General features: G+C 65.5%; 14 protein-coding genes and 1 riboswitch. Of the genes, 7 read left to right on the top strand and 7 right to left on the bottom strand.

The genetic code is table 11. The annotated features are described in order from the left end of the window. The first annotated feature begins 67 nt into the window (after positions 1–67). From ruvB to pqqE, 7 genes are all read left to right on the top strand, one after another. Positions 68–1,123 (top strand): Holliday junction branch migration DNA helicase RuvB, encoded by a 1,056-nt coding sequence (gene ruvB, locus AC1RQG_RS09390; protein WP_493130562.1) that lies wholly within the window; start codon positions 68–70, stop codon positions 1,121–1,123. 17 nt (positions 1,124–1,140) lie between these two features. Then, entirely contained in the window at positions 1,141–1,593 is a 453-nt protein-coding gene (locus tag AC1RQG_RS09385) for a YaiI/YqxD family protein (protein WP_493130751.1), read from the top strand. A 185-nt stretch (positions 1,594–1,778) separates the two neighbouring features. Beyond that, positions 1,779–1,853: a pyrroloquinoline quinone precursor peptide PqqA gene (gene pqqA / locus AC1RQG_RS09380; RefSeq protein ID WP_493130749.1), complete on the top strand. Its 75-nt coding sequence runs from the start codon at positions 1,779–1,781 to the stop codon at positions 1,851–1,853. A 65-nt stretch (positions 1,854–1,918) separates the two neighbouring features. Beyond that, positions 1,919–2,836 (top strand): pyrroloquinoline quinone biosynthesis protein PqqB, encoded by a 918-nt coding sequence (gene pqqB / locus AC1RQG_RS09375; RefSeq protein ID WP_493130560.1) that lies wholly within the window; start codon positions 1,919–1,921, stop codon positions 2,834–2,836. A gap of 2 nt (positions 2,837–2,838) precedes the next feature. Then, positions 2,839–3,549 (top strand): pyrroloquinoline-quinone synthase PqqC, encoded by a 711-nt coding sequence (pqqC, locus tag AC1RQG_RS09370; protein ID WP_493130558.1) that lies wholly within the window; start codon positions 2,839–2,841, stop codon positions 3,547–3,549. Between the two features lie 15 nt (positions 3,550–3,564). After that, entirely contained in the window at positions 3,565–3,828 is a 264-nt protein-coding gene (gene pqqD, locus AC1RQG_RS09365) for a pyrroloquinoline quinone biosynthesis peptide chaperone PqqD (protein ID WP_493130556.1), read from the top strand. Further along, positions 3,821–4,972 (top strand): pyrroloquinoline quinone biosynthesis protein PqqE, encoded by a 1,152-nt coding sequence (gene pqqE / locus AC1RQG_RS09360; RefSeq protein ID WP_493130554.1) that lies wholly within the window; start codon positions 3,821–3,823, stop codon positions 4,970–4,972. The genes pqqD and pqqE overlap by 8 nt, the downstream gene beginning before the upstream one ends. A gap of 83 nt (positions 4,973–5,055) precedes the next feature. Here pqqE and AC1RQG_RS09355 read toward each other — a convergent pair whose 3' ends face one another. From AC1RQG_RS09355 to AC1RQG_RS09325, 7 genes are all read right to left on the bottom strand, one after another. Next, positions 5,056–5,526, bottom strand: coding sequence for a DUF2147 domain-containing protein (locus tag AC1RQG_RS09355; protein ID WP_493130747.1), 471 nt, complete (start codon positions 5,524–5,526; stop codon positions 5,056–5,058). A gap of 222 nt (positions 5,527–5,748) precedes the next feature. Continuing rightward, on the bottom strand, positions 5,749–8,565 hold the full coding sequence (locus AC1RQG_RS09350) for a valine--tRNA ligase (protein WP_493130552.1): 2,817 nt from the start codon (positions 8,563–8,565) through the stop codon (positions 5,749–5,751). Positions 8,566–8,759: 194 nt separating this feature from the next. Then, the gene (locus AC1RQG_RS09345) at positions 8,760–8,993 is read right to left on the bottom strand and encodes a type II toxin-antitoxin system HicB family antitoxin (RefSeq protein ID WP_493130550.1); all 234 of its coding nucleotides are present in this window, start codon (positions 8,991–8,993) and stop codon (positions 8,760–8,762) included. Positions 8,994–9,373: 380 nt separating this feature from the next. Further along, on the bottom strand, positions 9,374–10,600 hold the full coding sequence (locus AC1RQG_RS09340; RefSeq protein WP_493130548.1) for a DUF4382 domain-containing protein: 1,227 nt from the start codon (positions 10,598–10,600) through the stop codon (positions 9,374–9,376). A 168-nt stretch (positions 10,601–10,768) separates the two neighbouring features. Further along, complete coding sequence (locus AC1RQG_RS09335) at positions 10,769–11,068, bottom strand: putative quinol monooxygenase (protein ID WP_493130546.1); 300 nt, start codon at positions 11,066–11,068, stop codon at positions 10,769–10,771. A 17-nt stretch (positions 11,069–11,085) separates the two neighbouring features. Continuing rightward, entirely contained in the window at positions 11,086–11,943 is an 858-nt protein-coding gene (locus AC1RQG_RS09330; protein ID WP_493130544.1) for an AraC family transcriptional regulator, read from the bottom strand. A 92-nt stretch (positions 11,944–12,035) separates the two neighbouring features. Beyond that, complete coding sequence (locus AC1RQG_RS09325) at positions 12,036–12,920, bottom strand: FxDxF family PEP-CTERM protein (protein ID WP_493130542.1); 885 nt, start codon at positions 12,918–12,920, stop codon at positions 12,036–12,038. 286 nt (positions 12,921–13,206) lie between these two features. Beyond that, positions 13,207–13,319: riboswitch (TPP riboswitch) on the top strand. Positions 13,320–13,388 lie beyond the last annotated feature (69 nt).

Genomic DNA, 13,388 nt, shown 5'->3' with positions numbered 1-13,388 from the left:
GCTACATGGAACGAATCTTTCAAACAGCACCATTAAAATAGCACCATCCAATCTGACCGATCACTGCATGAGCATCCAAACCGACAATTTCACCGAGCAGCGCATCATCGACGCCGCTCCCGCCTCGCCGAACGAAGAGGCGATCGAGCGCGCATTGCGCCCCAAGCATCTCGATGAATATGTCGGGCAGGAAAAGATCCGCGACCAGCTGGAGATCTTCATCAAGGCCGCCCGCAAGCGCGGCGAGGCGCTCGACCACACCTTGCTGTTCGGCCCGCCCGGCCTGGGCAAGACCACGCTGGCCAACATCATCGCGCGCGAGATGGGCGTCAACCTGCGCCAGACCTCGGGCCCCGTGCTCGAACGTCCGGGCGACCTGGCCGCCATCCTCACCAACCTCGAAGCGAACGATGTGCTGTTCATCGACGAGATCCACCGCCTGTCGCCGGTGGTCGAGGAAATCCTGTATCCGGCGCTCGAGGATTACCAGATCGATATCATGATCGGCGAAGGCCCGGCGGCCCGCTCGGTCAAGCTGGACTTGCAGCCGTTCACGCTGGTGGGCGCCACCACGCGCGCCGGCATGCTGACCAATCCGCTGCGCGACCGCTTCGGCATCGTGGCGCGGCTGGAGTTCTACAACACGGCCGAGCTGACCCGCATCGTCACCCGCAGCGCCGCCTTGCTCAAGGCCGAGATCGCACCCGACGGCGCGGCCGAGGTGGCGCGCCGCGCGCGCGGCACGCCACGCATCGCCAACCGCCTGCTGCGCCGCGTGCGCGATTACGCGGAGGTGAAGGGCAACGGCGACATCACCAAGGACGTGGCGGACGCGGCCCTCGTCATGCTGGACGTGGACACGGTCGGCTTCGACGTGATGGACCGCAAGCTGCTGGAGGCGGTGCTGTTCAAGTTCGGCGGCGGCCCGGTCGGCATCGGCAACCTGGCGGCCGCCATCGGCGAGGCCGCCGACACCATCGAGGACGTGCTGGAGCCTTATCTGATCCAGCAAGGTTTCCTGCAGCGCACGCCGCGCGGACGGGTGGCCACGCCGGCCGCCTACCTGCATTTCGGCGTCAACCCGCCCCGCGTCAATCCGAACGGCGAGCTGTGGGAGAGCTGACCGCGCCGGCCGCGGCCATGCGGATCTGGGTCGACGCGGACGCCTGTCCCGCCGTCATCAAGGAGATTTTGTACCGGGTGGCCGAGCGCACCCAGTTGCAGGTGACACTGGTGGCCAACCAGCTGATGCGGGTGCCGCCGTCGCGCTTCATCCGCGCCCTGCAGGTGCCGTCCGGCGCCGACGTGGCCGACCAGGAGATCGTGCGCCGGCTGGCGGCGGGCGACCTCGTCGTCACGGGCGACATCCCGCTCGCCGCCGACGTACTGGACAAGGGCGGCTACGCCCTCAACCCGCGCGGCGAGTTCTACACCCGCGACAACATCCAGCAGATGCTGACCATGCGCGCCTTCCTCGACGAATTGCGCGGCAGCGGCGTGGACACGGGCGGCCCCGCCGCCTTCAGCCAGGCCGACCGCCAGAACTTCGCCAACAGCCTGGACCGTCATCTGCAACGGCTGCGCCCGCGCTGACACGGCGCTGCTCCATTTCTCCACACTTTTGTTGCACGCTGGCGCAGTCGACCGCGCCGGCGGCCCTTGCACGTCGTCCGAAACTTGACGGCATGGAACTTGCGTAGATAGCTGCGATGGTCCGGAAACCATGTCCCCGTGGTTCAGGACGGTCACTCAATCTATCTACATTCAAGGAGACAGCCATGCAATGGAGCAAACCAGAGTTCACCGATTTCCGTTTCGGTTTTGAAATCACGATGTACATCGCCAACCGCTAACAGGCGTGCGCCGTGGCCATCCGGTGTCTGCCGGCGGCCATGGCGCGTAGTCGATTCGAGGCAACATGAAAATCATCGTACTCGGTTCTTCGGCTGGCGGCGGCTATCCGCAGTGGAACTGTAACTGCTACAACTGTAGCGGCGTGCGCAACGGCAGCATCAACAGCCGCCCCCGCACCCAGTCGTCGATCGCCATTTCCGCCAACGGGACGGACTGGTTGCTGGTCAACGCCTCCCCCGATATCCTGACCCAGATCCGCGCCACGCCGGCCCTGCAGCCTGCACGCGCCGCGCGCGACACCGGCATCGCCGCCGTGCTGTTGATGGACGCCCAGGTCGACCACGTGACGGGCCTGATGATGCTGCGCGAAGGCCGCCGCATCCCGCTCTATTGCAGCGCCTCCGTGTGGGACGATTTGCAGACCGGCTTCCCGCTGGCAGACGTGTTGTCGCACTATTGCGGCGTGCAATGGCATCCGCTGCCGGTGGCGGGCGCGCCGCAACCGTTCGAGATCCCCGCGCTGAGCGGCGTGCGGCTGACGGCCGTGCCGCTGCACAGCAAGGCGCCGCCGTATTCGCCGCACCGTGAACGGCCCCAGCCGGGCGACAACATCGGCCTGCTGGTGGAGGACTTGATGACCGGGCGCACGCTGTTCTACGCGCCCGGCCTGGGCAGCCTCGACGCCGCCACCACGGCCGTCATGCGCGGTGCCGATTGCCTGCTGGTGGACGGCACGTTCTGGACCGAGGACGAAATGATCGCGCTCGGCTTTTCGCCCAATCCGGCCGCGTCCATGGGCCATTTGCCGCAGTCGGGCGAGGGCGGCATGATCGCCGTGCTCGATGAGATGCCGGCCGCCCGCAAGATCCTGATCCACATTAACAACACCAACCCCATCCTCGATGAAGACTCGCCCCAGCACGCCACGCTGGGCGCGCACGGCATCGAGCTGGCCTATGACGGTATGGAGATTTCCTTATGAACATGATGTCGCGACCAGAACCGGACCGCCGGCCAGCGTGGGACGAGCGTGAATTCACCGAACAGTTGATGGCCAAGGGCGCGGGCTACCACATCCACCATCACTTCAACGTGCGCATGCAAGAAGGCACGCTGACGCCGGACCAGATCCGGGGCTGGGTGGCCAACCGCTTCTACTACCAGATCAACATCCCGCGCAAGGACGCGGCCATCATGGCCAACTGCCCGGACCGCGAAACGCGCCGGCTGTGGGTGCAGCGCATCCACGACCACGACGGCCTTGGTGACAACGCCGGCGGCATCGAAGCGTGGAGCCGGCTGGGCGAGGCGGTCGGCATCGCGCGTGACGATCTGTGGTCGCTGCGCGCGGTGCAGCCCGGCGTGCGCTTCGCGGTGGACGCCTACGTCAACTTCGCGCGCCAGGCGCCGTGGCAGGAGGGCGTTTGCTCGTCGCTGACGGAGATGTTCGCGCCCAAGATCCACAAGGACCGGCTGGCCAGCTGGCCGAAGAATTACCCGTGGATCGAGCCGGAAGGGCTGGCCTACTTCCGCAGCCGCATCTCGCTGGCCGAGCGCGACGTCGAACACGGCCTGGCCGTCACGCTGGCCCATTTCACCACGCGCGCGCAGCAGGAGCAGGCGCTGGGCATACTGCAATTCAAACTCGACATCCTGTGGGCGATGATGGATGCCATCGCGCTCGCCTACGACTGAACGGGGATACCCATCATGCTGACCGAAGTGACGACGCCCAAACTGTCCAGGCTGTTCCGCCTGCAATGGGAGGAAGCGCAGCAAGCGTACGTGCTGCTGTACCCGGAAGGGTTGGTGCGGCTCAACCCCAGCGCGGCTGAGATCCTCAAGCGCTGCGACGGCAAGCGCGAAGTGGCCGACATCGTGCGCGAGCTCGAAACGGCGTTCCAGGCCAGCGATCTGGACGCGGACGTGCGGGCCTTCCTCGACGAAGCGCAACGGCGAGGCTGGCTTGGCTAGCGCGGCCACCCCGCAGGTCAGCACGGCGGCCATCGCGCCGCCCATGTGGTTGCTGGCTGAGCTGACCTACCGTTGCCCGCTGCATTGCGCGTTCTGCTACAACCCGGTCGATTATGCGGCCAACCGCAATGAACTGGGCACGGAACAGTGGCTGGAAGTGTTGCGCCAGGGCCGTGCGCTGGGCGCGGCGCAGCTGGGTTTTTCCGGCGGCGAACCGCTGCTGCGCGACGATCTCGAACAACTGGTGGCCGCCGGCAACCGGCTCGGCTATTACACCAACCTGATCACGTCCGGCGTCGGCCTGACCGAGCAGCGCATCGCCGCCCTCAAGGCGGCCGGGCTCGACCACATTCAGCTGTCGTTCCAGGATTCGACCAAGGAGATGAACGACTTCCTCAGCAGCACGCGCACCTTCGACCTGAAGGCGCGCGTGGCGAAGCTGATCAAGCAGTACGACTATCCGATGGTGCTCAATGTGGTGCTGCACCGCTACAACCTCGACCACGTGGAGCGCATCATCGACATGGCGCTGGAGATGGGCGTGGAATATCTTGAGCTGGCCAACACGCAGTACTACGGCTGGGGCATGGTCAACCGTGCCCAGCTGATGCCCACGCGCGAACAGCTGGAGCGGGCCGAGGCGGTGGTGAATGCCTGCCGCGAGCGCATCGGTTCACGGCTGCGCATCCTGTTCGTGGTGCCCGACTATTTCGAGTCGCGCCCCAAGGCCTGCATGAATGGCTGGGGTTCCGTGTTCCTTGCCGTGGCGGCCGACGGCGCGGCCTTGCCTTGCCACGCAGCGCGCACCATCCCGGGCATGACCTTCCCCAACGTGACCGAGCAGAGCCTGAAAGACATCTGGTACGAGAGCGACGCCTTCAACAAGTTTCGCGGCGACGCGTGGATGAAGGAGCCGTGCCGCAGTTGCGACGACAAGCACAAGGACTACGGCGGCTGCCGCTGCCAGGCGCTGGCGCTGACGGGCGACGCGGCCAACGCCGACCCCGTGTGCAGCAAGTCGCCGCAGCACGGCGACATCGTGCGCATCGTGCGCCAGGCCCAGGCCAGCCAGGAGGCTGCGGGCAGGGAGGCGCCGCTGGTGTTTCGCAGCGACGCCAATTCGCGGCTGTTGTCGCAGCGGTAGGGCTGGTGGCGCCTGCAACCGTGCGGGCATAAAAAAACCGACCAGTGTGACGTGGCCGGTTTCTTGTTGCTGGCGGGACGCGCTTACTCCTGGCGCACCCAGGTTTGCGAGCGGCCGAACATCGAGATGCCGATGTAGCCGCGCACGTTCAGTTTCTTGCCGCCGTCGCCCAGGCTCAGTTTGCTCTTGTAGACCTTGCCGTTGTCCGGGTCGAGGATTTCACCGCCCGTGTATTCATCGCCGTCCTTCTTCAGGCCGGACATGATGACCAGGCCGATCACGGGCGCGTCCTTGCGGGCGCCTTCGCACTTCTCGCATTTGGGGTTCTGGTCTTCCGTGGGCGCGCGGAACAGCTTTTCGATCTGTCCCTGCAGCGCGCCATTGCTTTCCGTGATGCGGATCAGCGCCTTGGGCTTGCCCGTCACGTCATCGATATTTTTCCACAGGCCAACGGGCGAATTGGTGTCCGCCCAGGCGGGGGCCACCAGCGCGCTGGCCGCCAGGCTGGCCGCTGCGATGGCAAAGATCGTGGTTACTTGTTTCAAAGAACGCATCATGAAGTCTCCGGGAGTAGTTGTTGTGTATTTGGCAGTTTAGCAAACTGGAGCCACAATTTTAGCGCATGTTGCAAAAAAAATGACCACTCGTGCTATTTTGATTCTAATCCGCAACGACCATCTGCCAGCCCAAAGAAAAACCGGGGTCAGGTCATGCATTCAAGCAAGATGCTTGAATGCATGACCTGACCCCGGTGTATGGGCTTACCCCCGTAATGCTTAGGCTGCTGGCAGTTTGGCGAACTGCTCGCGCATCTTGGCCAGCGTGGCCGAGAAGTTGGCGACCCGTTCCTTCTCCTGCGCCACCACTTCGGCCGGCGCGCGCGCCACGAAGCTTTCGTTCGACAGCTTGCCGCTGGCCTTGGCGATCTCGCCTTCCAGGCGCGTGATTTCCTTGCTCAGACGCTCACGCTCGGCCTTGACGTCGATCTCGACCTTCAGCATCAGCTTGGTGGTGCCGACGATGGACACGGCGGCCGGCGATTCCGGCAGCGCGTCCACGATCTGCACTTCGGCCAGCTTGCCCAGCGACTGGATGTAGGGCGCGAACATTTGCAGCGCGGCCTTGTCGGCGGCGTTGCCCGGCTCGACGATCAGCGGCACGCGCAGCGACGGCGCCAGCTGCATTTCGCCGCGCAGGTTGCGGGTGGCGTCGGTCAGCGCCTTCAGTTGCTGCATCCACGCCTCGGCCGACTCGTCGATCTTGGCCGTGTTGGCCAGCGGGTACGGTTGCAGCATGATGGATTCGCTGTTCGGCTCGCCGTCGGCCTTGATCTTGCCGGCCAGCGGGGCCACCGCCTGCCACAGCGCTTCCGTGACGAACGGGATGATGGGGTGGGCCAGGCGCAGCACCACTTCCAGCACGCGCAGCAGCGTGTGGCGGGTGGCGCGCTGCTGGCCTTCCGTGCCGTGCTGCACTTGCACCTTGGCCACTTCCAGGTACCAGTCGCAGTACTCGTCCCACACGAACTTGTAGATGGTGGAGGCGATGTTGTCGAAACGGTAGTCCTCGAAGCCCTTGGCGATGTCGAGCTCGGCCTTTTGCAGCAGCGAGATGATCCACTTGTCGGCCATCGACAGGTCGGCTTCGCTCTCCGTGCAATCCTTGCCTTCCGTGTTCATCATCACGAAACGGGTGGCGTTCCACATCTTGTTGCAGAAGTTGCGGTAGCCTTCGCAGCGGCCCAGGTCGAAGTTGATGTTGCGGCCCAGCGAGGCGTACGAGGCCATGGTGAAGCGCACGGCGTCGCTGCCGTAGGCGGCGATGCCTTCCGGGAATTCCTTGCGCGTGGCCTTGGCGATTTTTTCCGCCGCCTTCGGGTTCATCAGGCCGGTGGTGCGTTTCTCCACCAGCGCCTCGACGCCGATGCCGTCGATCAGGTCGATCGGATCCAAGGTGTTGCCCTTGGACTTGGACATCTTCTGGCCCTGCGAGTCGCGCACCAGGCCGTGCACGTAGACGGTCTTGAACGGCACCTTGCCGGTGAAGTGGGCCGTCATCATCACCATCCGGGCGACCCAGAAGAAGATGATGTCGAAGCCCGTCACCAGCACCGACGAGGGCAGGAACGCTTCCAGGTCCGGGGTCTGCTCGGGCCAGCCCAGCGTGGAGAACGGCACCAGCGCCGACGAGAACCACGTGTCGAGCACGTCGTTGTCGCGGCGCAGCGGGCCGGTGCTGCCGGCCTTGGCGGCCTGGGCCTGGGCTTCCGCTTCCGACTTGGCGACGAAGATGTTGCCGGCCTCGTCGTACCAGGCCGGGATCTGGTGGCCCCACCACAGCTGGCGCGAGATGCACCAGTCCTGGATGTTGTTGAGCCACTGGTTGTAGGTGTTGCTCCAGTTTTCAGGCACGAACTGGATCTCGCCGCTGGCCACCTTGTCGAGCGCCGTCTCGGCGATCGATTTGCCGGGGAAGAAGGTGCCTTCCGGTGCCGGCTTGCTCATGGCCACGAACCACTGGTCGGTCAGCATCGGCTCGATCACGACGCCGGTGCGGTCGCCGCGCGGCACCATCAGCTTGTGCGGTTTGACTTGTTCCAGCAAGCCTTGCGCTTCCAGGTCGGCCACGATCTGCTTGCGGGCGGCATAGCGGTCCAGGCCACGGTAGGCGGCCGGGGCGTTGTCGTTGATCTTGGCGTCCAGCGTCAGGATCGATGGCATGCCGAGGTTGTGGCGCTGGCCCACGGCGTAGTCGTTGAAGTCGTGCGCGGGCGTGATCTTCACGCAGCCGGTGCCGAATTCCTTGTCCACATAGCTGTCGGCGATGATGGGGATCTCACGATCGCACAGCGGCAGCTTGAGCAGCTTGCCCACCAGCGCCGTGTAGCGCTCGTCGGTCGGGTCCACGGCCACGGCCACGTCGCCGAGCATGGTTTCCGGACGGGTGGTGGCCACGGTCAGCGCGCCGCTGCCGTCGGCCAGCGGGTACTTGATGTACCACATCGAGCCGTCTTCCTCCTCCGACACCACTTCCAGGTCGGACACGGCCGTGCCCAGCACGGGGTCCCAGTTCACCAGGCGCTTGCCGCGGTAGATCAGGCCCTGCTCGTGCAGGCGCACGAACACTTCGGTGACGACCTTGGAGCGGGTCTCGTCCATGGTGAAGTATTCGCGTTTCCAGTCCGGCGAGGTGCCCATGCGGCGCATCTGGCCGGTGATGGTGTTGCCGGATTTCTCCTTCCACTCCCACACCTTCTCGATGAATTTCTCGCGGCCCAGGTCGTGGCGCGACACCTTCTGCGCGTCCAGCTGGCGTTCCACCACGATCTGGGTGGCGATGCCGGCGTGGTCGGTGCCGGGGATCCAGGCCGTGTTATGGCCCAGCATGCGGTGGTAGCGCGTCAAACCGTCCATGATGGTCTGGTTGAACGCATGGCCCATGTGCAAGGTGCCGGTCACGTTCGGCGGCGGCAGCTGGATGCTGAACGACGGCTTGCCGGCGTCGAGCTTGGCGGCGAAATACCCGCGCTGTTCCCACGCGTTGCGCCAGAATTGTTCAATGTCGGCGGGCTCGAAAGACTTGGCTAATTCCATGATTTGGTGAGTTAAATTTGCGAAAGCAACCATTATAAGGGACGTCGCCGGCCGAACGCATGACCTTGGCGCCGGCAGGGGGAAATTCCGGGAAAAAGAAGACAGATATCGGCCCGTTCAGGCGAAATCTGTTGCAATGGAGGCGACGTGATGCCGGCGCTGGGGCGGGGAGCCTGCTCGACGGGCGGGCCAGGTCAGCTTGCGCGGCGGCGCGCGGTGCCGCTATGTGGTGCCGGGATCGGCAAGTGGTGTTTCTTCAGGGTGGCGATGGTTGCGGCCAGCGCCTCGCGACCGTTTGCCAGCGCCTGCTCGGCGGTTTCGCCGTCCGATATGCAGCCGTCGAAATCGGTATAGGTAATCAGAAAGCCGCCGCCGTCAGCTGCGGTCAGTGGTGTGATCTCAAAAGGGTAATCATTCAAGTGTGCCATGTTTTTGCTCCCGCACGAGTGTGACAAACCGTTTGACATACACTGCCTTGATGGGCCGGTGGGCCGGCACCGACAGTACCCGGCCATTGGGATCAACGAATACGCAGTGGCTACCCTCTTGATGCCATGCGATCCCGCTTCGCCTCGCCACGGTCTGCAGGTCGTGCAGGCGCCAATCCAACGGATGGGTGCACATCGCAGCAAAAAGTTTGGCCGCAGTATTCATCGCGTCGATACGAGCGTATGCCCAGCGCAGTGTGAAATCAAGGGAACTCGTGACAGTAAATCGACTTTGATGGCGGCCCACATTGCGTGTGCACAGAATGTCGAAAAAAAGAGGGGGCGCCGCAGCGCCCCCTCCGGGTCAAGCTGGCAGTTGCTTACGGCATCAGGTTGAAGTTCACGCCGGTCTGGTCGGCGGTCGAAATGTCGACCGAGGCCAGCGATTTGGTGGTGTAGCCGGCGGCGGACGCTTCCAGCATGTATTTGCCCACGCCCGGCAGCACCGTGGTGGCGCTGGCGAACGTCAGCGGCAGCGTCGCGCTGTAGGCCGCGTACTGCGGCGCCTTGGTCGGCAGGCCGGTCAGCGTGTAGCCGCCCGTGGTCAGGTCGGCCCCCATGTATTTGATGGTGACGGTCGGGCCCGAGGCGATGCTCTGCTTGGCGTCGACATAGGCGGTGGCCGTGGTGCTGACGGGGGCCAGCAGCACGGTGCCGCTGATGCTGCCCGTGGTCGAATCGGTCAGCGTGATCGGCGCGGCCGAGGTGCTGACCGGCACGATGACGCTGGTGCTGGTCACGGGCACGGCGCCGACGATGGCGGCGGCGTGGGCGTCGGCCGTCACCACCACGTCGTAGTTGCCGAGCGGCAGGCGGGTCAGCGAGAATTCGCCGGTGGTGGCGTTGGGCGTGGTGGCGCTGACGATGGCGCCGTTCTGCTGGGCCGACACCATCACGTGGCTGGTCAGCAGGGCCGGGGCGACGAAGCCGCCGATGCCGTTCAGCGCGGTCGGGATCACTTTGACCACGGGTTTCAGCGCGTACTTGCCGTTGCCCTTGGTGATGACGGATTTGCAGGCGTCGAAGTCCAGCACCAGGTCCACTTTCTGGCCGGCGGCGACGTCGAATTCATTGTTCAGTTTGATGCCGCTTTGCACGGCACTCGGGGTGTCGAGCGACACTTCGGTCGTGCTGCCGGTGGGGACCACGGAGTTGGCCAGGCCGTTGCCGGTGTTGGCGTCCAGCACCAGGCGCAGCTGCGCGTAGTGGCCGGCGCCCAGCGCCGTCTGGCCCAGCGCGTCGAGCGCGCCGTTGGTCAGGTTGAGCAGGTTGATCTTGCGGGCCGGGTTGAGCGTGATGTCGGTCCAGCCGGCATCGGGGTCGCCGGCCGTTGCGCTCTGGTTCACGCGCACTTTGTTGACGGTGACGTTGACGGCGTCGAAGCCGCACGAGGGCGCATCGGTCAGCGACACGGTGAGCGTGCCCAGGGTGCTGGTGGGCGCCGTGGAACTGCCGCCGCCGCCGCCGCAGGCGGCAAGCGTGAGGGCGGCGAGCGCGGCGAGTGCCGCGCTGGCGGTGCGAAGGGGGCGATAGCCTGGCAGTTTCATGATGGGCCTCTTATTCTGTTGACGTTCGACTGCAGTGACGAGTTCGCTGCACAGACATTATGCGTTCCCTGCGGAAACAAGAATGTTAGTTCACGCACATAGTGAGAATTTGTTACAAATCTTACGTCTGAGTTTTGCCAACAACCAAGGCAGCGCCCGCGAACCCGGTCAGGGCATGCCCGGCATGGAAATAGTGTCGCACATCTCGAGCGTCGGTGGGGAGCTCAGCAGCACGTCGAAACGGGCCAGCGCCTGGCGCAGCGGGGCCGAGGCCAGATGCGCGTCGCAGGCGGCCTGGTCGCGGTACAGCTCGCAGACGACGAACACGGTGGGCTGGTCCCGGCGCCGGTGCACGGTGTAGGACAGGCAACCCGGTTCGGCGCGGCTGGTGGTGGCCAGCGCGCACAATGTGGCGGCCACGTCGTCGGCCGTGTGTGGATGGGAATGCAGGTTGGCAATTAACAACATGTTGGCTCCTTCGAGGTTCAGGGAGCCCGTATGGTGCCGTCCGGTGCGCGTGGTGGATTGTAAAAATGCGTCATGTCGCGCGCCAGCCGCAGGTAGCGCTGGGGCGTGGTCTGCGCCAGCGCCCGGAAGTCGTGGATGAAATGGGCCTGGTCGAAATAGCCGTGGCGCAGCGCCGTGTCCAGGCCGCCGGCCTCGGGCGCCAGCAGCAGCGCCCGCACCGTGTGGTGGAAACGGCACAGGCGGCGCAGCGCCGCCGGGGACTGGCCGGTGACGGCCAGGCAGCGGCGTTCGAGCTGGCGCCGGCCCAGCCGCAGCCGGGCCGCCAGTTGTTCGATCGTCACGCCGCCCCGGCTGCGGTACAGGAGGTCGACGGCCGCCTCCACCAGCGCGTCGGCGCGCTCGGGGCGCAACTGGCGCAGCAGGAAATCCTGGATCAGGGCCAGCCGTTCGGCTTGCGTGCCGGCGCCCGCCACGCGGGCGGCGCAGATCCTGCCCGGCGCGCCCCAGACGTCGGCGATGTCGCGCGGGCCGTCGTGCAACTCGGCGGCGGGCACCTCGCTGAAGCGGGCCAGCATGCCGCTGCGGAAGCGCACGGCGATGAAGCCGACCCCGGCCATCGGGGCCAGCGCCAGCGCGACGCTGCGCAGGCACAGCAGATGGGCCGGGGCGTGCGCCATCGGCGCCAGCGCCGCGCCGCCGTCATCGGGCGCGCCCATCTGGCGGAATGGCTGGCGGTAGTGGAAATACAGTTCGGCCCCGGTGCCCGGCAGCAGCGTGGGCAGGGCGATGGTCTCGCCGGGGGCGCTTTCCCAGCCCCACAGCCGGTCGATATACGGCCGCAGTGGCGGGATGGGGAGCAGGTGGAAGCGGCGCATGGCGGACGATGGCGGGTCAGGCGGCCATCATGCCATGCGCGCGCGGCGGCGGGAAGCGCGCGCGGCGCCCGCCGGCGTTGGCGGACGGATGCTCAGGCCTTGCGGCGGCGCGCGATCCAGCCCACCAGGCCCAGGCCGGCCAGCAACATGGCGACCGTATCCGGTTCCGGCACCGGCGCCGCCACGTCGATGCCGGTGTAGTTGATGCCGTTGTCGGGGAAGGCCATGTGGTTGAGCAGCATGCCCGTCAGCGAGTAGTCGTAGATGTTGTTGCCCGAGGTCAGGTAGATGTCGTTGTTGTTGCCCAGGGTGAGCCGGTCGATGTTGAAGCCGACGCCGAAATAGCTGGTCTGGTTCAGCGCCAGGTCGCGCAGCGTCACGCCGTGCTGGGAGCCGGCGTAGGACGCCACCAGCAGATTGTTGCCATAGGCGACATCGGTGTAGTTGATGCCCAGGTCGGGGAAGGTCATGTTGGTGACCTGGGTGCCGTTGGTCAGGTAATCGTACAAGTGATTGCCCGAGGCCAGGTAGACGTGGTTGTTGTCGCCGGCGGCGATGCCGTTGATGTTGAAGCCGGTGCTGACGGCGTTCGACTGGTTCAGCCCGTAGTCGCGCACGGTGAAGCCTTGCTGCGAGCCATTGTAGGAAGCGACCACGTGGCCGCCGCCCACGTCCACGTCCGTGTAGTTGATGGACGCGACGGGGAAGGCCATGTCGTTGATCAGGGCGCCGCTGGTGCTGTAGTTGATCAGGTGGTTGCCGGCCGCGATGTACAGGTCGTTGTTCGCGCCCAGCGCCAGGCCGCGCGCCTGCACGCCCGTGCCGAAGTAGTTGGTTTGCACCAGCGCGTCGGTGCGCTGCGTCACGCCGAGCTGGGAACCCGAATAGCTCGCGTAGACGGTGGCGTGGGCGGGCAGCGCGCAGCTGAGCGCGGCGCCCAGCAGCAGGGAGGACAGCAGGGGGGAAGTCGGTTTCATGGTGGCTCCTGGAGTATGGGTGGGGGCGTTGGGCGCGGCCGGATGCATGTTAAAAAATAATGGTTTTTTTATAATCGACGGGAATTGTAGCAGCATTCCATGCCTAAAAATCAAGCAGGCCCGGCCAAATTGTGCCGGTGTTGCAGGCGCGACACGGCCGGCGCGTCCCGTTGTCAAGCGGGCCGCCAGGCATACGCGCTATTGGCGCGACCCGCGTGCGCCTGGGCGCCGCACGGCCGGCGCGCCGATGTATAATGCGATCCGCTGCCCGGCCTCACGGCGGGGCGGCATACGCTAGGGGTCCTGCAAAGCGCCATCAATGGAGCGCCGCGCGGGTGAGAAATACCCTCCGAACCTGATCTGGATAATGCCAGCGAAGGGAAGCTCAGGATATCGCCGGCCGCCGTCAGGCCATCATCAGCGCCATCCCCACCTCCTTTGCTGGCTCCTGTAGCCAACCAAGGAGCC

The organism is Rugamonas sp. GW822-FHT03B10, assembly GCF_058801745.1.
This window is presented reverse-complemented; position numbering and strand designations above follow the sequence as displayed.

What these genes read in the sequence shown, in the direction of transcription:
- AC1RQG_RS09385 (WP_493130751.1), top strand. Translation starts at nt 1,141, where the DNA reads ATGCGGATCTGGGTCGACGCGGACGCCTGTCCCGCCGTCATCAAGGAG.
- AC1RQG_RS09335 (WP_493130546.1), bottom strand. Translation starts at nt 11,068, where the DNA reads ATGTTGTTAATTGCCAACCTGCATTCCCATCCACACACGGCCGACGAC.
- AC1RQG_RS09330 (WP_493130544.1), bottom strand. Translation starts at nt 11,943, where the DNA reads ATGCGCCGCTTCCACCTGCTCCCCATCCCGCCACTGCGGCCGTATATC.
- ruvB (WP_493130562.1), top strand. Translation starts at nt 68, where the DNA reads ATGAGCATCCAAACCGACAATTTCACCGAGCAGCGCATCATCGACGCC.
- AC1RQG_RS09345 (WP_493130550.1), bottom strand. Translation starts at nt 8,993, where the DNA reads ATGGCACACTTGAATGATTACCCTTTTGAGATCACACCACTGACCGCA.
- AC1RQG_RS09355 (WP_493130747.1), bottom strand. Translation starts at nt 5,526, where the DNA reads ATGCGTTCTTTGAAACAAGTAACCACGATCTTTGCCATCGCAGCGGCC.
- AC1RQG_RS09340 (WP_493130548.1), bottom strand. Translation starts at nt 10,600, where the DNA reads ATGAAACTGCCAGGCTATCGCCCCCTTCGCACCGCCAGCGCGGCACTC.
- pqqD (WP_493130556.1), top strand. Translation starts at nt 3,565, where the DNA reads ATGCTGACCGAAGTGACGACGCCCAAACTGTCCAGGCTGTTCCGCCTG.
- AC1RQG_RS09350 (WP_493130552.1), bottom strand. Translation starts at nt 8,565, where the DNA reads ATGGAATTAGCCAAGTCTTTCGAGCCCGCCGACATTGAACAATTCTGG.
- AC1RQG_RS09325 (WP_493130542.1), bottom strand. Translation starts at nt 12,920, where the DNA reads ATGAAACCGACTTCCCCCCTGCTGTCCTCCCTGCTGCTGGGCGCCGCG.
- pqqB (WP_493130560.1), top strand. Translation starts at nt 1,919, where the DNA reads ATGAAAATCATCGTACTCGGTTCTTCGGCTGGCGGCGGCTATCCGCAG.
- pqqC (WP_493130558.1), top strand. Translation starts at nt 2,839, where the DNA reads ATGATGTCGCGACCAGAACCGGACCGCCGGCCAGCGTGGGACGAGCGT.